Source organism: Rhizobium sp. NZLR1 (assembly GCF_017357385.1).
Classification (GTDB): domain Bacteria; phylum Pseudomonadota; class Alphaproteobacteria; order Rhizobiales; family Rhizobiaceae; genus Rhizobium.
Genome location: NZ_CP071632.1, coordinates 1770384 through 1792676, shown reverse-complemented (window position 1 = coordinate 1792676; position 22293 = coordinate 1770384). Strand labels below are relative to the sequence as shown.

General features: G+C 61.7%; 20 protein-coding genes and 3 tRNA genes. 12 read left to right on the top strand and 11 right to left on the bottom strand.

Annotated elements, in window-relative coordinates; genetic code table 11:
- Nucleotides 1-151: 151 nt before the first annotated feature.
- The 4 genes from J3O30_RS33625 to J3O30_RS08930 form a co-directional block, all read right to left on the bottom strand.
- The gene (locus J3O30_RS33625) at nucleotides 152-286 is read right to left on the bottom strand and encodes a hypothetical protein (protein WP_259669787.1); all 135 of its coding nucleotides are present in this window, start codon (nucleotides 284-286) and stop codon (nucleotides 152-154) included.
- 202 nt (nucleotides 287-488) lie between these two features.
- Nucleotides 489-1664: an elongation factor Tu gene (gene tuf / locus J3O30_RS08940; protein ID WP_207583839.1), complete on the bottom strand. Its 1176-nt coding sequence runs from the start codon at nucleotides 1662-1664 to the stop codon at nucleotides 489-491.
- Nucleotides 1665-1966: 302 nt separating this feature from the next.
- Nucleotides 1967-2040: transfer RNA gene (locus J3O30_RS08935), tRNA-Gly, on the bottom strand.
- A 24-nt stretch (nucleotides 2041-2064) separates the two neighbouring features.
- Nucleotides 2065-2149, bottom strand: a tRNA-Tyr gene (locus J3O30_RS08930).
- 30 nt (nucleotides 2150-2179) lie between these two features.
- On the opposite strand from J3O30_RS08930, the gene J3O30_RS08925 reads away from it, so the two are divergent.
- Genes J3O30_RS08925 through J3O30_RS08915 form a run of 3 tightly spaced genes read left to right on the top strand, consistent with a single transcriptional unit; the run spans nucleotide 2180 to nucleotide 3974 of the window.
- Entirely contained in the window at nucleotides 2180-2356 is a 177-nt protein-coding gene (locus J3O30_RS08925; RefSeq protein ID WP_207583838.1) for a hypothetical protein, read from the top strand.
- Complete coding sequence (rlmB, locus tag J3O30_RS08920) at nucleotides 2353-3243, top strand: 23S rRNA (guanosine(2251)-2'-O)-methyltransferase RlmB (protein ID WP_207583837.1); 891 nt, start codon at nucleotides 2353-2355, stop codon at nucleotides 3241-3243. The genes J3O30_RS08925 and rlmB overlap by 4 nt, the downstream gene beginning before the upstream one ends.
- Nucleotides 3244-3281: 38 nt before the next feature.
- Nucleotides 3282-3974: an AprI/Inh family metalloprotease inhibitor gene (locus tag J3O30_RS08915; RefSeq protein ID WP_207583836.1), complete on the top strand. Its 693-nt coding sequence runs from the start codon at nucleotides 3282-3284 to the stop codon at nucleotides 3972-3974.
- A 42-nt stretch (nucleotides 3975-4016) separates the two neighbouring features.
- Here J3O30_RS08915 and J3O30_RS08910 read toward each other — a convergent pair whose 3' ends face one another.
- Nucleotides 4017-4757, bottom strand: a complete 741-nt coding sequence (locus tag J3O30_RS08910) for a hypothetical protein (protein WP_207583835.1) — start codon at nucleotides 4755-4757, stop codon at nucleotides 4017-4019.
- Nucleotides 4758-4963: 206 nt separating this feature from the next.
- Between J3O30_RS08910 and J3O30_RS08905 the strand changes: the two genes are divergently transcribed.
- Together J3O30_RS08905 and J3O30_RS08900 are read left to right on the top strand one after the other, a co-directional pair.
- The gene (locus J3O30_RS08905; protein WP_207583834.1) at nucleotides 4964-5122 is read left to right on the top strand and encodes a hypothetical protein; all 159 of its coding nucleotides are present in this window, start codon (nucleotides 4964-4966) and stop codon (nucleotides 5120-5122) included.
- 167 nt (nucleotides 5123-5289) lie between these two features.
- Nucleotides 5290-5427 (top strand): hypothetical protein, encoded by a 138-nt coding sequence (locus tag J3O30_RS08900; protein ID WP_207583833.1) that lies wholly within the window; start codon nucleotides 5290-5292, stop codon nucleotides 5425-5427.
- Nucleotides 5428-5488: 61 nt separating this feature from the next.
- Here J3O30_RS08900 and J3O30_RS33140 read toward each other — a convergent pair whose 3' ends face one another.
- Together J3O30_RS33140 and J3O30_RS08890 are read right to left on the bottom strand one after the other, a co-directional pair.
- Entirely contained in the window at nucleotides 5489-5914 is a 426-nt protein-coding gene (locus tag J3O30_RS33140; RefSeq protein WP_246762755.1) for a hypothetical protein, read from the bottom strand.
- A 109-nt stretch (nucleotides 5915-6023) separates the two neighbouring features.
- Nucleotides 6024-6099: transfer RNA gene (locus J3O30_RS08890), tRNA-Thr, on the bottom strand.
- 157 nt (nucleotides 6100-6256) lie between these two features.
- Between J3O30_RS08890 and J3O30_RS08885 the strand changes: the two genes are divergently transcribed.
- The 3 genes from J3O30_RS08885 to J3O30_RS08875 are packed head-to-tail and all read left to right on the top strand — an operon-like array spanning nucleotide 6257 to nucleotide 8598.
- Nucleotides 6257-7030: an NAD kinase gene (locus tag J3O30_RS08885; protein ID WP_207583831.1), complete on the top strand. Its 774-nt coding sequence runs from the start codon at nucleotides 6257-6259 to the stop codon at nucleotides 7028-7030.
- 4 nt (nucleotides 7031-7034) lie between these two features.
- Nucleotides 7035-7544 (top strand): hypothetical protein, encoded by a 510-nt coding sequence (locus tag J3O30_RS08880; RefSeq protein WP_207583830.1) that lies wholly within the window; start codon nucleotides 7035-7037, stop codon nucleotides 7542-7544.
- 34 nt (nucleotides 7545-7578) lie between these two features.
- Nucleotides 7579-8598 carry a dienelactone hydrolase gene (locus J3O30_RS08875; protein WP_207583829.1) on the top strand — a complete coding sequence of 340 codons (1020 nt, stop codon included), beginning with the start codon at nucleotides 7579-7581 and terminating at the stop codon, nucleotides 8596-8598.
- Between the two features lie 68 nt (nucleotides 8599-8666).
- Here the strand turns inward: J3O30_RS08875 and prfB are convergent.
- The 3 genes from prfB to J3O30_RS08860 all read right to left on the bottom strand — a co-directional run bounded on the left by prfB (nucleotide 8667) and on the right by J3O30_RS08860 (nucleotide 14006).
- Nucleotides 8667-9798, bottom strand: a protein-coding gene (gene prfB / locus J3O30_RS08870; protein ID WP_207583828.1) for a peptide chain release factor 2 whose coding sequence is annotated in 2 segments (ribosomal slippage) — nucleotides 8667-9728 and nucleotides 9730-9798 — 1131 coding nt in all. Because the reading frame shifts where the segments join, the coding sequence is not laid out codon by codon here.
- 100 nt (nucleotides 9799-9898) lie between these two features.
- On the bottom strand, nucleotides 9899-12358 hold the full coding sequence (locus J3O30_RS08865) for a penicillin-binding protein 1A (RefSeq protein ID WP_207583827.1): 2460 nt from the start codon (nucleotides 12356-12358) through the stop codon (nucleotides 9899-9901).
- A 361-nt stretch (nucleotides 12359-12719) separates the two neighbouring features.
- Entirely contained in the window at nucleotides 12720-14006 is a 1287-nt protein-coding gene (locus J3O30_RS08860) for an N-acetylmuramoyl-L-alanine amidase (RefSeq protein ID WP_207583826.1), read from the bottom strand.
- Between the two features lie 623 nt (nucleotides 14007-14629).
- Here J3O30_RS08860 and J3O30_RS08855 point away from each other — a divergent pair.
- Nucleotides 14630-17509: a ribonuclease E/G gene (locus J3O30_RS08855; RefSeq protein ID WP_207583825.1), complete on the top strand. Its 2880-nt coding sequence runs from the start codon at nucleotides 14630-14632 to the stop codon at nucleotides 17507-17509.
- A gap of 138 nt (nucleotides 17510-17647) precedes the next feature.
- Entirely contained in the window at nucleotides 17648-17857 is a 210-nt protein-coding gene (locus J3O30_RS08850) for a type II toxin-antitoxin system VapB family antitoxin (RefSeq protein ID WP_207583824.1), read from the top strand.
- A gap of 323 nt (nucleotides 17858-18180) precedes the next feature.
- Here the strand turns inward: J3O30_RS08850 and J3O30_RS08845 are convergent, their stop codons facing one another.
- Nucleotides 18181-19839, bottom strand: a complete 1659-nt coding sequence (locus tag J3O30_RS08845) for an acyl-CoA dehydrogenase family protein (protein ID WP_207583823.1) — start codon at nucleotides 19837-19839, stop codon at nucleotides 18181-18183.
- Nucleotides 19840-20018: 179 nt separating this feature from the next.
- Between J3O30_RS08845 and J3O30_RS08840 the strand changes: the two genes are divergently transcribed.
- Complete coding sequence (locus J3O30_RS08840; protein ID WP_207583822.1) at nucleotides 20019-20975, top strand: aspartate carbamoyltransferase catalytic subunit; 957 nt, start codon at nucleotides 20019-20021, stop codon at nucleotides 20973-20975.
- Entirely contained in the window at nucleotides 20972-22261 is a 1290-nt protein-coding gene (locus tag J3O30_RS08835; protein WP_207583821.1) for a dihydroorotase, read from the top strand. The genes J3O30_RS08840 and J3O30_RS08835 overlap by 4 nt, the downstream gene beginning before the upstream one ends.
- Nucleotides 22262-22293: the final 32 nt, after the last annotated feature.

Sequence of the window (22293 nt, the reverse complement as noted above, 5' to 3'; positions counted from 1 at the left end):
TGAAATCGGAGGCATAGATAGACGCTTCCGCGCGAAGAGCAAGCGAGCGTCCTGCAAGGGTTCACCCCCGCGTCGCCAGGAGCGCCCTCTTAGGGGCACCTGGCCGATCATTTCCAATCACCGCAGCAGCCTGCGGTGAACTGCTAAATCATCACTTGACGACACTTACCTCGCCGAGCTGCACTCCGGCTGCCTGAACAACCTCTTGCGGAATTGCAGCGATGAAAAACATCGTGAAAACATACATCGCGAATATCGTCGCAACGAACGTGGCCTTTGGAATCATCCGGGCTCTCCTCTTTGCATGAAGGAGTCTGGACTAAAATGAACCAATCACAACTGGTTTCTGAATGTGAGATGAACAAAATACTGTGACGGACGAACTTAACGATATTTTTACAACACGTGTTAATCCCCCTAATAGCATCAAAACGAAAAACCCCGCCGTTTCCAGCGGGGTTTTTCCTGAATTTCGGGTAATCCCAGGATTACTCGACGATAGAAGCAACGATACCGGCGCCGACGGTGCGGCCACCTTCGCGGATCGCGAAGCGCAGCTTTTCTTCCATCGCGATCGGAACGATCAGCTCGACCGATACCGTGACGTTGTCGCCCGGCATGACCATCTCCGTGCCTTCCGGCAGCGATACGATGCCCGTCACGTCGGTCGTGCGGAAGTAGAACTGCGGACGATAGTTGGTGAAGAACGGCGTATGACGGCCACCCTCTTCCTTCGTCAGGATGTAGGCTTCAGCCATGAACTTCTTGTGCGGCTTGACAGAGCCCGGCTTGCACAGAATCTGGCCACGCTCAACGCCGTCACGGGTGACGCCGCGGATCAGCGCGCCGATGTTGTCGCCAGCCTGGCCCTGGTCGAGCAGCTTGCGGAACATTTCAACGCCGGTCACCGTCGTCTTCGTCGTCGGGCGGATGCCGACGATCTCGACTTCTTCGCCAACCTTGACGATGCCACGCTCGACGCGGCCGGTCACAACCGTACCGCGGCCCGAGATCGAGAACACGTCTTCGATCGGCAGCAGGAACGGCAGGTTGATCGGACGCTCAGGCGTCGGGATGTAGGCGTCGACAGCGGCCATCAGTTCGCGGATCGAATCCTCGCCGATCTTCTTGTCCGAATCTTCAAGGGCGGCCAGCGCCGAACCCTTGACGATCGGGATGTCATCGCCCGGGAAGTCGTAGGACGACAGCAGTTCGCGAACTTCGAGCTCGACCAGTTCGAGAAGCTCGGCGTCGTCAACCTGGTCGACCTTGTTCAGGAACACCACGATGGCCGGAACGCCGACCTGACGGGCCAGCAGGATGTGTTCGCGCGTCTGCGGCATCGGGCCGTCAGCGGCCGAGCACACCAGGATCGCGCCGTCCATCTGGGCAGCACCGGTGATCATGTTCTTGACGTAGTCGGCGTGGCCGGGGCAGTCGACGTGTGCATAGTGGCGGGCCGGCGTCTCATACTCGACGTGTGCCGTCGAAATGGTGATGCCGCGGGCCTTTTCTTCCGGAGCAGCGTCGATCTGGTCGTACGCCTTGTACTCGCCGAAGTACTTCGTGATCGCTGCCGTCAGAGACGTCTTGCCGTGGTCAACGTGGCCAATCGTGCCAATGTTGACGTGCGGCTTGTTGCGCTCAAACTTACTCTTTCCCATTTGAATGCTTCCTGTGAACGAGATGGTGGGCCCCGGCGAACCGGTTTAGTGCCGCCGTTTAAGGCTTTCGGCGAAATTGCGCAAGACTTAATTGCAGGCGCCATTCTTGGTGTGACAGCGCATATGGGGGACAATTTGCCGCCTGCAAGGCGATTCGCCGGAGCACCGTCGAAAATTACTGAAATCCTTGGAGAAAATCGCGTCGACTGCCGGAGATGAGCAACCGCGCCGGCGTCTTCTGAAACATCTGCGTGCCGAATTATCGCGGCGGCGTCGGTCACGTGAATTGGGCTTAGAAAAACTGGAGCGGGTAGCGGGAATCGAACCCGCGTATTCAGCTTGGAAGGCTGCTGCTCTACCATTGAGCTATACCCGCGGGGTGGTCCGATCCGATGACGAATGGTGGAGAGAGTTGGATTTGAACCAACGTAGGCTGAGCCAACGGATTTACAGTCCGTCCCCTTTAACCACTCGGGCATCTCTCCAGTTATTCGTCCGGATCTTGAAGACCAAGTTTGTCAGACTTCGAAGCGTTGCGGCCCGTCGTCTGCGCCGCGTATATGACCGGAGCATTTCCGTCTGTCAACACGATGACAACGGAAAAAACACGAAAAATTTCATTCCTTGCCGAAAGCCGGCCGATGAAAGAAAGCCTATGCGGCAGCCAGCGCCATGGCTATAAAGCCGCATGAGCAAAGATAAAAAATCTGGCGGCACGGCCGCGACAGACCCATCGGCCAAGGATACGCATTACGCCACGCTGCGGCGCGCGCACCGTGACGGCAAGCGCGAACGCGGAGAGATTCCCACGCCTCAGCCACAGAAGCGCAAGCGCGGCGGCGAAGACTGGAAGCCGCCGGCGCTAGCGCCCGACCAGGTGCATCTCTACGGCCTGCATACGGTGCGCGCCGCCCTCGACAATCCCGAGCGCAAGAAGATCAAGCTTTTCGTGACGCAGAACGCGCTGGCGCGGCTCGAAGTCGACGTCGAAACACTCGGCATTCCCTTCGAAATGGTCTCGCCGCAGGACATCGACAAGGTGCTCGGCCCAGAGGCGATTCATCAGGGCGTCATGCTGGAAACACGGCCGCTGCCGGTCCGCCGGCTCGAAGCGCTGAAAGACAGCCCTCTCCTGCTCGTTCTCGACCAGGTGACCGATCCGCACAATGTCGGCGCCATCATGCGCTCAGCCGTCGCCTTCAATGCCGGCGCCGTTATCACCACACAGAGACATAGCCCGACCGAATCCGGCGTGCTCGCCAAGTCCGCCTCCGGCGCGCTGGAACTGATACCTTATATACAGGTTACCAATCTCGCCGATGCACTCGGTGAATTGCACAAGCTCGGTTTCTCCACCATCGGCCTCGATTCGGAAGGGCCGGCGCCGCTCGAAGGCACGTTCTCGGGCGGGAAGGTTGCGCTGGTGCTCGGCTCCGAGGGCAAGGGGCTGCGACAGAAGACGCGCGAAACCGTCAACGCGCTTGCCCGCCTCGACATGCCCGGCGCGATCAAATCGCTGAACGTCTCGAATGCCGCGGCAATCGCGCTTTATGCGGCGCGGCTTTACCTGAAGGCATAGGCTGGTCCGCAAGCGGGCCGAGGCGAAGAGAAATTACCATGATCCGTATCATCCCCCGCCTTGCGGCTGCAGCAGCGGCGCTGCTTGTCTGCGGTCTCGCATATGGGCAGGAGATCGATCCCGATATTCTCAAAGCGCAGGCCGGAACTTATCTCGTTGCCCCGGAAGACGGTGGAGCCGGATGCCGGATGACGCTCGAAACCGGCACAGCCATCGGCGGTTATGGGCTGTCCGGACAGGATTCCTGCGCCAAGCCGCTGCCTTCGCTTGCCGAGTCCTATGCCTGGAATTTCGACGGCAATGGCGGCATCATCCTGATCGATCCGCTGCGTAAGGTGCTGGCCCGTTTCGTCGAGAACGAAGGGTCGCCGATGAAGACGGAAGGTCGGGTGCCGCTTTTGCTGATCGCCGCACCCGACGGCGTCGATCGACTACCGACCTTCAACAGCCTTGCCGGGATTTGGACGATGCAAAGGCCGGACGGCGAAAAGCTCTGCGGCGTGACACTCGACGGCCATGTCAATGCTGACGGCAACGCGCCGCTGTCACTATCCGGAGACTGCGCCGCTAATGTCGCCAGGCTGAAACTGACAGTCTGGCATATCGAGGGTTTCGGGCTGACGCTGATGGGCGATGACGGCTCATCGCTTGACTTCGACATGCGCGCCGACGGCAATTTCGACAAATCGAAGGACGAAGGCGGCAAGCCGCTATCGCTCGTCCGTCATTGATTTGAAAGTTGACGGTGTATCCCGTCAACCCACTCGCCTGGGTCAGCTCGGTATCCGGCAGGCAGTCGGTCCGTCCATAGGGCTGCGGACCGCTTCGCCCGCCGCGTAAGTCAGTTCCACGGGATAGACGATCACGCTCGGCAGTTTCTCGATTTCCCTCGCATGCTCGGGGGTGCGTTTGATTTCCGCCTTGTAGGCAGCTGTGCAATCCGGCAGTTGCTGCGGCGACAGACCCGTGTCGGCGGCGATCGTCTTGGCGCAGGCAGTGCCCTCCAGATAGAGCGAACAGGAGGCCGTGTAGACGCGACGGAAATCGAGGGCCAGCTCCCCCTTCCCGCTCCTTATCGCAGAAAAATCGTCGCCCTCGAGGGAATCGTCGAGCAGCCGCTCGCCCGCCGCCGCATCGTAGACGACAAAGGGCAACCCGCCGTTCCATCCGTCCGCCGCACGGAAAAACACGAAACCGCCGCTGACGCCGATGAGATAGCCGGCGGTATCATCCTCGATCACCCGCTCGCGCTCGCCGATGCGTTCACAGGGGGCATCGGAGGCAAGCAGCGCCAGCTTTTCGGCTCCGACCTCACCGAGATCGACCTCCTTGACCATGAATGCGGGATAGCGGCTGCAGGTGATCTTCGGTTTCGCATCAGGATTGAGCTCATCCTTCGGCAACACGACAACATCCAGCTTTATCGGCTTGTCGAAAAGGCCCGCATTTTCGGACGCTCCGGCCCATGAGACGAATGCCGCGACAATGACCGATGCTGTAACCATCCGCTTCATGATGCCCGTCCCCAACTGTTTCAGGCATCCGTGGCACAGTTTAACCCGGTGCGACAGCTGGAAAAACCGATGCCGGCGATACCGCGCAAGGCTCGACCGAAGCCGGAGAAATTCAATTTTGCCTTGGAAAGACCTCCTGGGGCACTATGATCGGCCGATGACCGATCGTAACGACCGGTCAGAAGCAAGAAGGAACGATCCCCATCATGGCCATTCGACCGCTGATTTTCGGTATCCTCTTCATCGCGGTCTTCGTCGTGATTATCCTCAGCATCATGTGGGTGGACACGTCGCACCCGATCCACCAGCCCGATCCGTTGTCGCCAACGGCGCCCGGCCCCGCGACGCCCGGACAGGTGCAATAATGCATATCGCCCGGAAGTGTGCAGCGGTTCCGGGGTAACGACATGCATAAAAACAAAAGGCTAAAGCGCGTCGCATGAATCAAATTCGATGCGGCGCGCTTTAGCCCAGCAGGAACGCGGACGGCGATCAGGCGTTAATCCCGTAATTGAACGAGGATTGAACGCTCATGCGCATAATGATCGCCGTCGTCGCCTTCATGATCGTCTCAGTGCTCAGCATCGCGATGCTGTCACCTTCCGGCGCCGGCCAGACCGGCAACGGCAACAGGATTGAGGCAAGCGTCAACGAACCCGCCACGCATTGAAAACGGCCCGGATGATCCGGGCCGTTCTGTAACCGCGCGTCTCAGGCGCGCAACGGACGCGTCAGCCGCGGTAGAGCCAGAGAGGCATATCACGATCGCGATGGCGCCACTCGCGGCGTTCCTGCCAACGCTCGGCACGCCACCGGCGCCAGCGCCAGTCATCATCGCGCCAGTCGGACCGACGCCAATCACGCTGATCGCGCCAGCCACGGTCGTCACGCTCATCGCGCCAACCGCGGTCGTCACTTTCGTCACGGTTGCGATCATGTCGCCAGCCATCACGAATTTGAACGATATCGCCCTGGACCGACACGGCCGGCCGATCGACGGGCATGGCGGCGGCCGGGGCGACGGACGCCAAAGCCGCACCAACGGACATGGTTGCGGCGAAAAAGAGATGTGCGAGCTTCATGGCTGCTTCTTCCTCATTGATGATGAGGCGAAGATAAGCTGGCGCGGCTGAATTGGCGCTGAAGCAGCCCTTCAGGCAAGGTTCATCAAGGAGTACGTGATACCTGGCAAATCCGCCGGCGCGATCGAGCGAAGCAACGTCGAACCGAGACTATGGTCTGGACGGGCGGTATCGCGTGGAAAAATGGTGCCCCCACCAGGGTTCGAACCCGGGACCCCCTGATTACAAATCAGGTGCTCTACCAACTGAGCTACAAGGGCAATAGGTGCCCAACTAGCAGATTCTATGATTCTGTAAAGGAAAAATCGTGTCAGTGCGGACAGCTCGACTGCCGCTCAAAACGCTTCGCGATAGAAAACGTCCTTGTCGCGCCAGCCCTTTATCCTTTAGCTAGGACAGCATCATAAAGGGCATTGCATGGGCCGTTCATTTCAGACTCTTTCCTTTCTCGCCTCACCGACGACAGAGGCGCTTGAAGCGCGCGAGGAGTTGATTCGCATTTATGGTGACGTGCCGGCCGACGATGCCGACGTTATCGTCGCGCTCGGCGGCGACGGTTTCATGCTGCAGACGCTGCACAGCACGATGAACTCCGGCAAGCTGGTCTACGGCATGAATCGCGGCTCGGTCGGCTTCCTGATGAACGACTATCGCAGCGAACAACTTCAGGAGCGCATCTGCGTCGCCGTCGAAAACGTCTTCCGGCCATTGCAGATGACGACGGCCAACGCCGACGGCACCAATTCGACGGCACTCGCCATCAACGAGGTCTATCTATTCCGCCAGTCCTATCAGGCCGCCAATCTACGGGTCGCGGTGGATGGGCGCGTCCGCCTGGAGGAGCTGATCTGCGACGGGCTGATGGTGGCGACCCCCGCCGGGTCGACAGCCTATAATCTTTCCGCCCATGGCCCGATCCTGCCGCTCGAGGCCCCACTGCTCGCCATGACGCCGGTCAGCGCTTTCAGGCCACGGCGTTGGAGGGGCGCACTGCTTCCCAACAGGGTGACGGTCGATATCGACGTCCTCGAGCCGGTCAAGCGGCCGGTGAACGCCGTGGCCGACAATACCGAGGTCAAATCGGTGCTGCATGTCCGCATCGCCCAGTCGGAACATATGACGGCACGCATCCTTTCCGATCCCGACCGCTCCTGGTCCGACCGTATTCTCGCCGAGCAGTTCAAGGATTGAGACGATGGCAATGCGACGCCTATTGATGACCACCGTGTTCCTCATCGGGTGGTCGGCCGCAGCCTTGCCGGGGCAGGATGCCATCCTGCCGGCATCGGTGATTTTCGCGACCAGCACCGGCTACTGGCAGGATGACGGCAACGCACCGGATGTCGAGCGGGCGCCGACAGGCGCCGAGCGCGTTGCCAACCCCGAGGGAAAGACCACGCAGCGCCACGGCTACTACAAGCTATTTGCCGTTCGCCAGGCAGACAGGACCTCGAAGGTCTATCTGCAGCAGATTGCCCAGACCGAGACCGGCCCGGCGATCACTTCTACCGTCGAGTTGCAGGAGATCAGCGACCTGAAGCCTTATATTACCGATATACGCCCCGAGAATTCAAACGGCATCATCAAGGAGCCGGGGCTGTTCGCCACGATCTATCTGAAGACCGATCCCTCTGCGGAGCCGGATGGCTGGACCGTACTGATCGATGAATTCGGCGACATCACCGTGGAGAAGGCGACGAATTGAACAGCCGGGAACTGTTCAGAGGGGCATCCGAGAGATGAAATTGGGCTTCCGCGACGGCGTCCTTTACGACGAGAACAGGTCGAACTGGGACGCAGACGGCCCCAGACCCATCAGCTGGTCGCTGTGGTATCCCGCTGCCGATGAAACGCGGGAAAGCGACACAACGGAAAGAGGCTGGTTCCAAAAGGCGAAAGTCGCCCGCGACGCACCCGTCCGGCCGGGTGCCCAACCTTATCCCCTCGTCCTGTTGTCGCATGGCACCGGCGGATCCGCGGCCGGACTGGAATGGCTGGCGCGACGGCTGGTCGATCGCGGATTTGCAGCGCTTGGCGTCAACCATCACGGCAATACCGGCAACGAGCCCTATCGCACTGAAGGCTTTGCCTGTCTTTGGGAGCGGGCGCCGGATCTCAGCTACATGCTCGATCACCGCGATGACTGGCTCAGCGATCTCTGCGGTCATGTCGATACGACCAACGTCTTCGCGGCCGGATTTTCGGCCGGAGCCTATAGCGTGATGCTGCTTCTTGGCGCCGTCACCCAGTTCTCGCAGTTCGAACCGTCCAGGATGAAGCCGGGTGGCGCGCGCGGACCGAGGGAATTTCCCGACCTTGCCGATCATATCCCGACATTGCTTTCCACCAGCGAGGTGTTTCGCCAATCCTGGTCCCGCATGACAAAGTCCTACCGGGATGAGAGAATCAAGGCCGCACTGCTGTGCGCGCCGGGCCGGTCCGTTCTCGATTTCAGCGCGGAAACCCTGAAAGCTGTCGATGCGCCCGCCCTTATCCTGGTCGGCGACGCCGACAGGGCTGCGCCGGCCGAGGAATGTTCGGCATGGCTGCATGCGCGGCTCTCACGCAGCGCTCTTAAGATCTTCGTTGGCGGCCTTGGGCATTACATCTTCGTGCCGGAGGGCACCGCACTCGGCCTTGCCTTTGCGGCAGAGCTCTTTACCGATCCGCCGGGCATCGAGCGCGCGGCCATTCATGACGAGATTGCCGATCTATCGGCAGCACTGTTTCGAGATACCGCCATCGACGCCAGGGGCTGAGTACGAAAAAAGCCCCGGAGCGGGGCTTTCCACGTGCATATGCCGGCTCAATGCGGAGCGCGGCTCTATCAATCCACATCGTCGACGACCGCGTCGGCGGCGCCGCTGATGCGGTGGGCAAGGGCCGCTTCCATGAACTCGTTCAGATCGCCGTCGAGCACGGCGTCCGGCGCGCTGCTGGCAACGCCGGTGCGCATATCCTTGACCAGCTGGTAAGGCTGCAGCACGTAGGAGCGGATCTGGTGGCCCCAGCCGATATCCGTCTTGGAGGCGGCTTCGGCGCTGGCGGCGTCCTCGCGCTTCTTCAGTTCCGCTTCGTACATGCGGGCGCGCAGCATGTCCCAGGCCTTGGCGCGGTTCTTGTGCTGCGAACGCTCCTGCTGGCACTGCACGACGATGCCGGTCGGGATATGCGTGATGCGCACGGCCGAGTCGGTGGTGTTGACGTGCTGGCCGCCGGCGCCCGACGAACGATAGGTATCGATGCGGCAGTCGCCTTCATTGATCTCGATCTGGATCGAGTCGTCGACAACTGGATAGACCCAGATCGACGAAAAGGAAGTGTGGCGACGCGCATTGCTGTCGTAGGGCGAGATGCGCACCAGCCGGTGCACGCCCGATTCCGTCTTCAGCCAGCCATAGGCATTGTGTCCCTTGACCAGCAGGGTCGCGGATTTGATGCCCGCCTCTTCGCCGTCGTGGACTTCGAGAAGCTCGACCTTGAAACGCTGGCGTTCGGCCCAACGGGTGTACATGCGCAGCAGCATGTTCGCCCAGTCCTGGCTTTCGGTGCCGCCGGCGCCGGAATGGACTTCGAGATAGGTGTCGTTGCTATCGGCTTCGCCGGAGAGCATGGCCTCCACCTGGCGGCGGGCAGCCTCGGCCTTCAGGGCTTTCAGCGTGTCTTCGGCTTCCTTGACGACACTCTGATCGCCCTCCTCCTCGCCAAGCTCGATCAGCTCGATATTGTCGTTCAGCTGTTGTTCCAGCTGCTTGACGCCATTGATGCCGTCATCCAGCTGCTGGCGCTCGCGCATCAGCTTCTGCGCTTCGGAAGCGTCGTTCCAGAGGTTGGGATCCTCTGCCTTGTTGTTCAACCAGTCCAGCCGTCTTATCGCCTGGTCCCAGTCAAAGATGCCTCCTCAGCAGGGTGATAGCCTGCTTGGTTTCATCGACCACGTTTTCGATTTCGGCTCGCATTTTCCTGCTTCTCTGTCTGGGTTCTTCCGGTGCTGGTGGACATAGAGACGCCCGCAGCGGATGTAAAGGCCGCGCGGGCGTTCAAAAATCGGGACGGAGGTCAGAACAGGCCGGGCGTGCCGGTCTGGACGGCCTGGTTTGCCTGCGGCGAGGTCTTCAGGATCTCTTCCGGCGCCATGGTGCTGTCCATGCCGATGACGGAGAAGCTGTCGGCCGGGCCGGTGCCGGGCTTGAAGGCCTCGATGATGGTGTTCGGATCGCCGTCGACGGCGGCCATGCCGGTCTTGCGGTCGATCGAAATCAGATTCATGCCCGGCGGGATGACGAATTTCGATTCCGGCGCATCCTTGACGGCAGCCTGCATGAATTCGTTGAAGATCGGGGCGGAGAGAACGCCGCCGGTGCCGCCGCGGCCGAGCGGGGCCGGTGTATCGAAGCCCATATAGAGACCGGCGACCAGATCCGGCGTGAAGCCAACGAACCAGGCATCCTTCTCGTCATTGGTGGTGCCGGTCTTGCCTGCGACGTCGCGACCGCCGAGATCGACCTTGCCGGCGGCCGTGCCGCGCTGGATGACGCCCTGCATCATCGAGGTGATCTGGTAGGCGGTCATCGGGTCGAGAACTGTTTCGCGATTGTCGACGACATTCGGCTCTTCCTGGTTCTGCCAGTCGCCGGCATTGCAGCCCTCGCACAAACGCTCCTCATGCTTGAAGATCGTCTTGCCGTAGCGGTCCTGGATGCGGTCGATCAAGGTCGGCTTGATCTGCTTGCCACCATTGGCGATGACCGAATAGGCAGAGACCATGCGTAGCACCGTCGTGTCGCCGGCGCCGAGCGACATGGAGAGAACCGGCAGCATGTGATCGTAGATGCCGAAGCGCTCGGCATATTCGGCGACGATGTTCATGCCGAGATCGTTGGCGAGGCGCACCGTCATCAGGTTGCGCGAATGCTCGATGCCCGAGCGCAGCGTCGACGGGCCACTGACTTCGCCGCCGTAGTTTTCCGGCTTCCAGACCTGGCCGCCGGAGACGATTTCGATCGGCGCATCCATGATGACGGAAGCCGGCGTATAGCCGTTGTCCATCGCCGCCGCGTAGACGAAGGGCTTGAACGAGGAACCCGGCTGGCGCATCGCCTGAGTGGCGCGGTTGAATTCGGACTGGCCGTAGGAGAAGCCGCCGACCATGGCGAGCACCCGGCCGGTCTTCGGATCCATGGCGACCAGGCCACCCTGCACCTTCGGCGGCTGTTGCAGGCGATAGGAGCTCGACGCGTCGTCGCCGAGTTTTGCAACATAGACGACGTCACCGGGGGCTACGGCGCCGACCGGCGATTTCGCGGTCTTGCGGGCGCCGTCGGCCGAACGGAAGGCCCACTGCATGTTCTTGGCTTCAATGGTGCCGCGTTGACGGTCGGCTGAAACCTTGCCGCTTCCATCCTTGGCCGGCTGCAGGCCGATATCGACGTTGCTGTCCGAGACGGCAAGCACGACGGCAAGCCGCCATTCCGGCACGTCGGAGAGGGAAGGAATATCGGCAAGCGCCTTGCCCCAATCACCGCTTGCATCGATCTGCTTGATCGGGCCGTGGAAACCGCGGCGCTCGTCATAGGTCACCAGACCGTCCTGCAGCGCCTTGCGGGCCGCAAGCTGCAGCTGCGGATCGAGCGACGTGCGCACCGAAAGGCCGCCCTCATAGAGAACCTTCTCGCCATATTGGTCGATCAGCTGGCGGCGCACGGCTTCGGCGAAATAGTCCGAAGCAAAGAGCGAAGGGCCGGTCGTGCGGGCGGTGACGCCGAGCGGCTGCTTCTTGGCTTCCTCGCCATCGCTCTGGCTGACATAGCCGTTCTCGACCATGCGGTCGATCACCCAGTTGCGGCGTTCGAGCGCTGCCTCGGGATGGCGGAAAGGATGATAATTGGCCGGACCCTTCGGCAACGATGCCAGATAGGCGGCTTCGGCGACGGTCAGTTCAGTGACGGATTTGTTGAAATAGGTGAGCGCGGCGCCGGCGATGCCGTAGGAATTCAGACCGAAGAAGATCTCGTTCAGGTAGAGCTCGAGGATCTTGTCCTTGCTGTAGGCCTGCTCGATACGGAAGGACAGGATTGCTTCCTTGATCTTGCGGTCGATCGTCTGGTCAGAGCTCAAAAGAAAGTTCTTGGCCACCTGCTGGGTGATTGTGGAAGCACCGACCGGCCGGCGGCCGGAACCGAAATTCTGCAGGTTGACGAGGATTGCGCGGCCGAGACCGGTGAGATCGACGCCCGGATGATTGTAGAAATTCTTGTCTTCGGCCGACAGGAAAGCGGCCTTCACGCGGTCGGGGACGGCCTGGATCGGCAGGAAGAGACGCTTTTCCTTGGCGTATTCAGCCATCAGAGCGCCGTTGCCGGCGTGGACGCGGGTAGTCACCGGCGGCGCATAGCTGTTCAGAACGGCATAGTCCGGGAGATCCTTCGCGACGTTGGCGAGATAGATGGCAACACCCGCCGCCGCGACCAGAAACAGGACGCAGGCCATTCCGAAGAAATATCCAAAAAGTCTAACCATATTTTCAGCTACCGGTCTCTTCGATCGTCAATCGGCGCAGACGCAACGATTGTATGGATCAAGGCAATTTGCACGTTGCGCGGCTTACTCCATGAGCGCTACCGCCACAAGCCGATTCCGCGCCTCAGGCTGCGAAACATAAGCCGGAGTAACGGCGCGATTGTGAGGAAAATAGGGCTCCCGCCGCCGCATTCACCGCTGCGGGCGCGTTTCACTAGGACTGTCACATCCAAGCAACGCCCGTTCCCGCCGCCAAGCTGAGCCATCCTGCTCAGAATTCGATTCATGCAACGCAGTTTAAGTCTTTGTTTTCATGGATACGGCCGTCCCGCAACCGCAACTGAATTTCGGGCAAAAAGCGTTAGCCGCCATTCGCCATCACGCCGGCGCGGTATCGCTTCACCGCCTCGGTCAAAAGCCCGACGATCTTGCCGCGCCAGGTGTCGTCGAGCAGCAGTTTCTCGTCCTCGGCATTCGAGAGAAAGCCGAGTTCGAGAAGGATCGACGGCACGTCAGGGGCCTGCAGCACGCGGAAACCGGCATGACGGTGGGGATTGTTGATGGTGCCGACCTGATCCTTGAAAGAATTCAGCACGCTTTCGGCCAGCGAGATCGAGAAGGCCTGGGTTTCGCGCCGTGTCAGATCGAGCAGGATATCGGCGACCTCGGGCGGCTCGGCGACCGTTTCCTTGCCGGCGATCTGGTCGGAGAGGTTTTCACGTTCGGCAAGGTCGGCGGCGAGTTTGTCGGATGCCTTGTCGGAGATCGTGTAGACGGTGGCGCCACGGATATCCTTCTGCTTCAGCGTGTCGGCATGCAGCGAAATGAACAGCCCGGCATGGTTCTGGCGGGCGATCAGTACACGCTGCGACAGCGACAGGAACTCGTCGTCCTCGCGCGTCAGGAAAGCCTTGATGCCCGGCTCCTTGTTCAGGAGGTCGGTCAAGGCCTTGGCGAAGGCAAGCGTCACCTGCTTTTCCTCGGTCTTGGTGTCGACGCCGATCGCGCCGGTGTCGATGCCGCCATGGCCGGCGTCGACGGCGATGACGAAATCGCCGGGCGCGGCTTTCTCAGGCGCCGGAATGGCGCTGGTCGTCTGCGCCGCTTCGCTCCCATCGTTCGAGGCCCGATCGCTCCAGGCCCGATCGCTCCACGATTGCGTCTTCACCAGTTCGGCGAAGGCCTGCTTATCGATCATCTCGGCATCGAGCACGAGACGATGACCCTTGCCAGCCTCGTCGGCCTGCACCTTGGCGAGCGCCAGCTTCACCGGCCCTGCCGTCGTCAGAACGATGCGGGCGCTCTCCTCGTCCATCTTGCCATAACGGATATCCTTGAACAGGCCGCGGGCAGCGAGATCCTTGGCCGGAAAACCGAAGGCGGTCGCCGGCAGGTCGATGATGATGCGCTCCGGATTGGCGATATAGTGGACGGAGAAGCGCGGTTCGCGATCGAAATCGATGACGATGCGGGTTCTTGCGTCGTCGCCGACGATACGCGCGCCATAGGCAAGCAGCGGATCCCTGGCCTCGACGGAACCAACAACGGCCGGCAGGAAACCAACCGCCAGAAGCGCCGTCAGAACCAACCTTGCGAATATCGATCGCCGCACTGGGGATTTCGCCGCGATCCGAGCCCTCTTAAACAATGAACCGCCACACCCTATCTGTACTGCGATGGAGCCGACGCGGCCGCGTCGAACGTCGCTAGACGAAACACCCGTTGCGGCCCGCCGAATCGCGATCACTTTATCCCCAACTTCTATGCGTTACGAAATCCATCAATATTATGGCACATTTGGCTTTTCCCTTGCTATTGTGACACGGAAAACCTACAACGAATTTTAGGGTAAAGTGTTGACGGGATAGAGTCGCCGCAGAGGCTGCCAGCCAGATCAGGACCTGGCGCCACACCGGTCATCGTCCGCCGTCTCATGCGCTTCATCCTTAGAACTGGATCCTGATTTTCCGGCTCATTGTCGGAATTCATTGGTGGATCAGCCACCACGCTCTCAGGGAGCAAACTCATCGGACCCGAATGGGTCTTCGTATTTGTCGATCACGCTTGGTTGTTGATGGTTTCGCAGCAGGTTTTATCTGAAGTGTACAGGCCCCGGACCGAAATGGTTCCGGCTGCGGTCTGGCTGCTGCCCTCCCCCTCGCATCAGGCGCGACTTTCATTATCCGGCGCGGCCACTGCGGACCGCATTCTTTCTGTTTCAACAGCAGTCGGGAATGCGCTCTCGCGGCCACGCCGAGGAGCACAGCTTACATGGCAGACAAAATGCTTATCGATGCGTCTCACGAGGAAGAGACGCGCGTCGTTGTCGTTCGCGGGAACCGCATAGAAGAATTTGACTTCGAGTCTCAGCACAAGAAGCAGATCCGCGGCAACATCTATCTTGCAAAGGTAACGAGGGTCGAGCCCTCGCTGCAAGCGGCCTTCGTCGATTACGGCGGCAACCGGCACGGCTTCCTGGCCTTCGCCGAAATCCATCCCGACTATTATCAGATACCGCTCGCCGACCGTCAGGCGCTGCTTCGGGCCGAAGCCGAGGAGCATCGCCGCGACGAAGATGTCGAGCATGTCGAAACCGCGCCGATGGTCGATCTTTCGACCCAGGACCAGCCGGATGTCGGCATCGTGCCGGAGGCGCCGGAAACGGCTGCCGTAACCGACGAGCCGGCAGCGGTGGAGGCCGCGGCATCGCCCGAGGCCGCCGAGGAAGCTCCGGCCAAGAAGGCCAGGCCGCGCCGCAGCCGCAAGAAGGTGACCGAACCGGCTGCTGAGACAACCGCCACCGAGGACGCCGTTCCCACGGACGTCGAAGCCGAAGGCGCTTCGAGCGTCGATAACGAGGATGACGGTTCGACCGGCGGCGCGATGGCGGCCATGGTGGAAACCGACTCGATCTCCGAGGACGTCGATAGCGGCAAGCGTCGCCACGATGATGACGACGACGATGACGATCATGGCGAAGAGGAAATCATCGAATCCGTCGGCGCCGAGGACGCGATGGAAGAAGTGCCGGAACGGGTGCAGCGCAAGCCGCGCAAGCAGTACCGCATCCAGGAAGTCATCAAGCGCCGCCAGATCCTGCTCGTGCAGGTCGCCAAGGAAGAGCGCGGCAACAAGGGTGCAGCCCTTACTACCTATCTCTCGCTCGCCGGCCGCTATTCCGTGCTGATGCCGAACACGGCGCGCGGCGGCGGCATTTCCCGCAAGATCACCAACCCTGCCGACCGCAAGCGCCTGAAGGAAATCGCGCGCATGCTCGAAGTGCCGCAGGGTATGGGCGTCATCCTTCGCACCGCCGGCGCCAACCGCACCAAGGTCGAGGTCAAGCGCGACTTCGAATATCTGATGCGCCTCTGGGAGAACGTCCGCACACTGACGCTGGCGTCCACGGCTCCCTGCCTCGTCTACGAGGAAGGTTCGCTGATCAAGCGCTCGATCCGCGACCTTTACAACAAGGATATCAGTGAAGTCATCGTCTCCGGCGAAGAAGGCTATCGTGAAGCGAAAGACTTCATGAAGATGCTGATGCCGAGCCATGCCAAGGTGGTTCAGCCCTACCGCGACATCCATCCGATCTTCTCGCGTTCCGGTATCGAAGCGCAGCTCGACCGCATGCTGCAGCCGCAGGTGACCCTGAAGTCCGGCGGCTACCTGATCATGAACCAGACCGAAGCGCTGGTCTCGATCGACGTCAACTCCGGCCGCTCGACCCGCGAACACTCGATCGAAGATACCGCGCTGCAGACGAACCTCGAGGCTGCCGACGAAGTCGCTCGCCAGCTTCGCCTGCGCGACCTTGCCGGCCTGATCGTCATCGACTTCATCGACATGGAAGAGAAGCGCAACAACCGCGCTGTCGAGAAGAAGCTGAAGGAATGCCTGAAGAACGACCGCGCCCGCATTCAGGTCGGACGGATCTCGCATTTCGGCCTGCTCGAAATGTCGCGCCAGCGCATCCGCGCGTCGGTTCTCGAATCGACCACGCAGGTCTGCTCGCATTGCGGCGGCAGCGGCCATGTGCGTTCGCAGTCCTCCGTCGCCCTGCATGTCCTGCGCGGTATCGAGGAATATCTGCTGAAGAATACCACGCACAATATCAGCGTGCGCACCACGCCTGACATTGCGCTCTACCTGCTCAACCACAAGCGCCAGACGATCATCGATTACGAAAACCGTTTCGGCGTCGCTATCGTCATCGATGCGGACGGTTCGGTCGGCGCCCAGCATTTCGCGATCGATCGCGGCGATCCGGTGGAAAACCCGGTCAAAATCGAAACGCTCTTCAACTTCGCAGCCATTCCTGAAGATGACGACGACGACATCGTCATCGAAGTGGATGAGGACGAAGACGAAGAGCTCGAGGAAAAGCCGGCCGCTGCCGAGCGACCCGTCGCAGCACGCTCGGAAGGCGAAGCTGACGGCAATCGCAAGCGCAAGCGCCGCCGGCGTCGGCGTGGCCGCAACGGCAATGCCGAGCATCCGACGTCTGCCGCTGGCGAAGCCGGCGACGAAGATGAGGACGGTGACGACGAGGGCGGTGAAGGCGTTGAAACCGCCGAATCCACGTCCGAGACGCTGGCTGAAAGCGAGGAATCGCAGCGCCGCAAGCGGCGCCGTCGCGGCAAGCGTGGCGGTCGCCGCAATCGGGCCGAGGATGGCTCCGAACTGACGGCCAGCGAAGCTGGTGAGGACAATGGCGAGGACGAAGGCGACGACGTTTCGAACGACAGCGCTCCGAGCGAAGTCGTCGCCGAAACTATCGAAGCAGTTGCCGATGCCGGCGAAGGCCAGGCCGCGATGGCAGCCGTCGAAAGCGCACCTGTGATAGCCGAGGATGTAAAGCCCGCCCGCAGCCGCGGCCGCCGCAAACCGGCCGCAGTGCCGGTCGAGGAACCGGTGGCAGAGACGGCACCTGCGGCCGAGGCCGAACCGGAGTTGGTTGAAGCCACCGCCGATCTCGGAACACCCGTTCAGGAAGAGGTCAAGGAAGAGGCAAAGCCGGTTCGCGCCAACCGCGAATCCAATATCACCTCCTCCGAACCGACTGTGAAATCCACCCGCGTCGAGAATGGCGAAGCTGACGACGGCAAGCCGAAGAAGGCCGGCTGGTGGCAGCGCCGTGGCTTCTTTTGAACGCTGATTTTCGGACGTAAATGATCAATCCGGCCGCGGCGACGCGGCCGGATTTTTGTTTGTGGCGATGCTTCTTCAGCAAGTCGAACCCTGAGGGCTGGGCGTGTACCTTCACCCATTGGCACACTCGAGGTGGTCATGCGGACGACGATCGATATCGATGATGGCTTGCTCGACGCAGCAATGATCGTCACGGGATTGGCGACAAAAGAGGCCGCCGTCGAACAGGCTTTACGAAGCCTGATCGAGAGGCGCCGCCGGAAAAATGCGAACACAGACCTCGCAGGGATAGGCTGGGAAGGCGACATGGAAGAGATACGTTGCGACCAGCCGAACGGAAGACGGTGATTGTCGTCCACAGTTCGGTCTTGGATCGTGCGTCTGCGCGGGATAAGTGCGGCCAACCCGGTCCGGGAGATCGCCGATGCCGGCCCCTCATCCGCCTGCCGGCACCGACCGGGGTCGAGCCACGGGTCTCGACCCGTCCTGCGGCCCCCCGTAAACGGGGCGAAGGGACATGCCGCGCCCTCTCCGTTCCCACCTCGCTCTTGCAAGGCACGTGCCCTCGCCCCGTTTACGGGGAGAGGGTTATGGTGAGGGGCAGCCGTCGGCGCGAATCTCTTCGATATCGCTGCTCGATGCCGGCGAAGAGCGATCATCGTCCGCTACGGTCAGGCCGCCGGCGGATAGAGCAGATCGACGATGTAGCTGGCGTCGAAGCGAGAATCGAGCATGCCGTAGGTGGAGCGCCAGCCGCCGGCAAGGCGCGTCTCGATGAAGGCATCGGCAATGCGCCCTGCCCCGAGCCGATAGAGTTCGGCGGCACCGGCGGCGAGCGCCAGCTGCTCGACGAGCAAGCGCGCGGCGCCCTCATCCTGTTCACAGAGCGCGACAGCGGCGCGTAGCACGTCGATCGTCTTCTTGCCGGCCGGGCCGAGATCGCGGGCAAGGCCGGCGAACACCGTTTCGAACAGATCCTTGCCACGGTTGAGCACGCGCAGCACGTCGAGCGCCATGACGTTGCCGGAGCCTTCCCAGATGGCGTTGACCGGAGCCTCGCGGTAGTGGCGGGCGATCGGGCGTTCTTCGATATAGCCGTTGCCACCGATGCATTCCATCGCCTCGTAGATCAGCGCCGGCGCGATCTTGCAGCACCAGTATTTGGCGACCGGCGTCATGACGCGGGCATAGGCCGCTTGCTCGGCATTGCCGCGCGCCTTGTCGAAGGCATCGGCAAGACGGAAGGACAGTGCCGTCGCGGCGGCGACATCGAGCGCCATGTCGGCCAGTACGCGCGTCATGATCGGCTGGTTGACGAGCATCTTGCCGAAGACGCTGCGGCCGCGGGTGTGGTGTACGGCTTCGGCCAGTGAGGCGCGCATCATGCCGGATGAGGCCAGCGCGCAGTCGAGCCGCGTCAGTGTCACCATGTCGAGAATGGTGCGGATGCCGGCATCCGGGCCGCCGAGCAGGAAACCGAACGTGTCGGTGAACTCCACTTCGGCAGAGGCGTTTGAGCGGTTGCCGACCTTGTCCTTCAGCCGCTGGAACTGCAGGCCGTTGGCGGAACCGTCCTCCAGCAGGCGCGGCACGAGGAAGCAGCCCATGCCCTCCTTCGTCTGCGCCAGCATGATGAAGGCATCGCTCATCGGAGCCGACATGAACCATTTATGGCCGGACAGCCGGTAGATGCCCTCGCTGACCTTTTCGGCAGCGCTGCGGTTGGCGCGCACATCCGTGCCGCCCTGCTTTTCCGTCATGCCCATGCCGATGGTCACGGCAGACTTCTGCATGGCGGGCTTGTTCGACGAATCATATTTGCGCGAGAGGATTTTGGGGGCCCAATCCTTCTGTATTGCCGGCGAGGCCGAGAGCGCGGCGACCGAGGCGCTGGTCATCGTCAGCGGGCAGAGATGGCCGGATTCCAGCTGCGACGACAGATAGAAGCGGGCGGCGCGAACCTTGTGGGCCTCATCCTTGGCTTCGCTATCGGCCTGCGGATCCCAGACCGAGGAATGCAGGCCGACCGACATGGAGCGGCGCATCAACGCGTGCCAAGCAGGATGGAACTCGACGACGTCGAGGCGCTCGCCGCGCGGACCGTGGGTACGCAGCTGCGGCGGACCCTGGTTCGCCATGCGCGCCAGCTCCTGCGCCTCCGGCGAGGTGACGTAGCGGCCCATGTTTTCCAGGTCTTCGCGGATGCCGCGCGGCAGGGCTGCCGTCAGATCGACGATCAGCGGATCGGATCGATAGGCGTTGATGCCGGACCACAGGCTCGGCTGATTGAGTTCTGCGAGTTTTTCTTCAGTCCGGTTGGCGGAGGTCATAATTCGCTTCTAGTGTAAGAGCCCGGCAAAGGGAAACCGGAAGTTATGATTCGGTTCATTCTGCTCTATCGGAATTTTGGCGAAAATGCATGGGGACATAAGCCTTTGCCCACAGCGCATGCTTGCCCCGGCGGGCATCACTCTTTATAGACCCGCCAGAGACAGCAAGAGGCAGGGTCATGGTCTTTTTTCCCCACCGCCACCTCATCGGCATCAAGGGCCTCACCGAGCAGGATATCACCTATCTGCTCGACAAGGCCGACGAGGCCGTCAAGATCAGCCGCCAGCGAGAGAAGAAGACGTCGACGTTGCGCGGGCTGACGCAGATCAACCTGTTCTTCGAGGCATCGACCCGCACGCAGGCCTCCTTCGAGCTGGCCGGCAAGCGGCTCGGCGCCGACGTCATGAACATGTCGGTCGGCAACTCCTCGGTGAAGAAGGGCGAAACGCTGATCGACACGGCGATGACGCTGAATGCGATGCGCCCCGATGTGCTTGTTATCCGCCATTCGAGCGCCGGTGCTGCCGCCCTTCTCGCCCAGAAGGTCTCCTGCTCCGTCGTCAATGCCGGCGACGGGCAGCACGAACATCCGACCCAGGCGCTGCTCGACGCGCTGACGATCCGCCGCGCCAAGGGCAAGCTCTCGCGCATCATCGTGGCGATCTGCGGCGACGTGCTGCATTCGCGGGTGGCGCGCTCCAATATCCTGCTGCTCAATGCGATGGGCGCCCGCGTGCGCGTCGTCGCGCCCGCGACCCTGCTGCCCGCCGGCATCGCCGAAATGGGCGTCGAGGTCTTCCATTCGATGAAGGAAGGGCTGAAGGACGCCGACGTGGTGATGATGCTGCGGCTGCAGCGCGAACGCATGTCCGGCGCCTTTGTGCCTTCGGTGCGCGAATACTATCATTTCTACGGGCTCGACGCCGAAACGCTGAAGTCGGCGAAGGAGGATGCGCTGGTCATGCATCCCGGTCCGATGAACCGCGGCGTCGAGATCGCCTCCGAGGTGGCGGACGGGCCGCAGAGCGTGATCGCCGAACAGGTGGAAATGGGGGTCGCGGTGCGCATGGCGGTGATGGAGACGCTGCTCGTCTCGCAGAACCAGGGTCCCCGAAGCGATGGAATGATGGCATGAGCAACCCGATCGTCCTCAAAAACGTCCGCATCATCGATCCGTCGCGCAATCTTGACGACGTTGGCACGATCATCGTCGAAAACGGTGTGATCGTTGCTGCCGGTTCCGCGGCACAGAACCAGGGCGCGCCGGAGGGTGCGACCATCCGCGACTGCGCCGGCCTTGTCGCGGCCCCCGGTCTCGTCGATGCGCGCGTCCATATCGGCGAACCCGGCGGCGAACATCGCGAGACCATCGCCTCGGCAAGTCGGGCGGCAGCAGCCGGCGGCGTCACCTCGATCATCATGATGCCGGACACCGATCCTGTCATCGACGACATTGCGCTCGTCGAATTCGTCAAGAAGACGGCCCGCGATACCGCCGCCGTCAACGTCTATCCGGCAGCCGCTATCACCAAGGGCCTTGCCGGCGCGGAGATGACGGAGATCGGCCTGTTGATGCAGGCGGGCGCCGTCGCCTTCACCGATGCCCATTCGAGCGTGCACGACACGCAGGTGCTGCGCCGGATCATGACCTATGCGCGTGAATTCGGCGCCGTCATCTCCTGCGAAACCCGCGACAAATATCTCGGCGCGAACGGCGTCATGCATGAAGGGCTTTTCGCCAGCTGGCTCGGGCTCTCCGGCATTCCAAGGGAAGCCGAACTGATCCCGCTCGAACGCGATCTCAGGATCGCAGAACTGACGCGCGGCCACTATCACGCCGCGATGATCTCGGTGCCGGCCTCGGTCGAGGCTATCGAACGCGCCCGCAGCCGCGGCGCCAAGGTGACCTCAGGCATATCGATCAACAATCTGGCGCTCAACGAAAACGACATCGGCGAATACCGCAGCTTCTTCAAGCTCTATCCGCCGCTGCGCCCGGAAGACGACCGGGTCGCCATGGTCGAGGCGCTTGCGAACGGCGCGATCGACATCATCGTCTCCTCGCACGACCCGCAGGACGTCGATACGAAGCGCCTGCCCTTCGGCGAGGCGGCGGACGGCGCGATCGGCCTTGAAACCATGCTGGCGGCGGCTCTCAGGCTCCACCATGGCGGTCAGGTGAGCCTGATGCGCCTGATCGACGCCATGTCCACCCGCCCCGCACAAATCTTCGGCCTCGCCGCCGGCACGCTGAAACCGGGTGCTGCGGCCGATATCGCGCTGATCGATCTCGATGAGCCTTGGCTTGTCGCCAAAGACATGCTTCTCTCCCGCTCGAAGAATACGCCGTTCGAAGATGCGCGCTTCAGCGGGCGGGCCGTCGCGACTTATGTCTCGGGAAAGCTTGTCCACGCACTTTAAGAACCGGCTGGACTTAAGAAACGGCATACTGG

Bases quoted from the DNA above. Each gene is read 5' to 3' on its own strand.
- J3O30_RS08900 (WP_207583833.1), top strand. From the start codon at position 5,290: ATGCGCATAATGATCGCCGTCGTCGCCTTCATGATCGTCTCAGTGCTC.
- J3O30_RS08850 (WP_207583824.1), top strand. From the start codon at position 17,648: ATGCGGACGACGATCGATATCGATGATGGCTTGCTCGACGCAGCAATG.
- tuf (WP_207583839.1), bottom strand. From the start codon at position 1,664: ATGGGAAAGAGTAAGTTTGAGCGCAACAAGCCGCACGTCAACATTGGC.
- J3O30_RS08845 (WP_207583823.1), bottom strand. From the start codon at position 19,839: ATGACCTCCGCCAACCGGACTGAAGAAAAACTCGCAGAACTCAATCAG.
- J3O30_RS08835 (WP_207583821.1), top strand. From the start codon at position 20,972: ATGAGCAACCCGATCGTCCTCAAAAACGTCCGCATCATCGATCCGTCG.
- J3O30_RS08865 (WP_207583827.1), bottom strand. From the start codon at position 12,358: ATGGTTAGACTTTTTGGATATTTCTTCGGAATGGCCTGCGTCCTGTTT.
- J3O30_RS08855 (WP_207583825.1), top strand. From the start codon at position 14,630: ATGGCAGACAAAATGCTTATCGATGCGTCTCACGAGGAAGAGACGCGC.
- J3O30_RS08905 (WP_207583834.1), top strand. From the start codon at position 4,964: ATGGCCATTCGACCGCTGATTTTCGGTATCCTCTTCATCGCGGTCTTC.
- J3O30_RS08840 (WP_207583822.1), top strand. From the start codon at position 20,019: ATGGTCTTTTTTCCCCACCGCCACCTCATCGGCATCAAGGGCCTCACC.
- J3O30_RS08915 (WP_207583836.1), top strand. From the start codon at position 3,282: ATGATCCGTATCATCCCCCGCCTTGCGGCTGCAGCAGCGGCGCTGCTT.
- J3O30_RS08880 (WP_207583830.1), top strand. From the start codon at position 7,035: ATGGCAATGCGACGCCTATTGATGACCACCGTGTTCCTCATCGGGTGG.
- J3O30_RS08885 (WP_207583831.1), top strand. From the start codon at position 6,257: ATGGGCCGTTCATTTCAGACTCTTTCCTTTCTCGCCTCACCGACGACA.
- J3O30_RS08910 (WP_207583835.1), bottom strand. From the start codon at position 4,757: ATGAAGCGGATGGTTACAGCATCGGTCATTGTCGCGGCATTCGTCTCA.
- J3O30_RS33625 (WP_259669787.1), bottom strand. From the start codon at position 286: ATGATTCCAAAGGCCACGTTCGTTGCGACGATATTCGCGATGTATGTT.
- J3O30_RS08875 (WP_207583829.1), top strand. From the start codon at position 7,579: ATGAAATTGGGCTTCCGCGACGGCGTCCTTTACGACGAGAACAGGTCG.
- rlmB (WP_207583837.1), top strand. From the start codon at position 2,353: ATGAGCAAAGATAAAAAATCTGGCGGCACGGCCGCGACAGACCCATCG.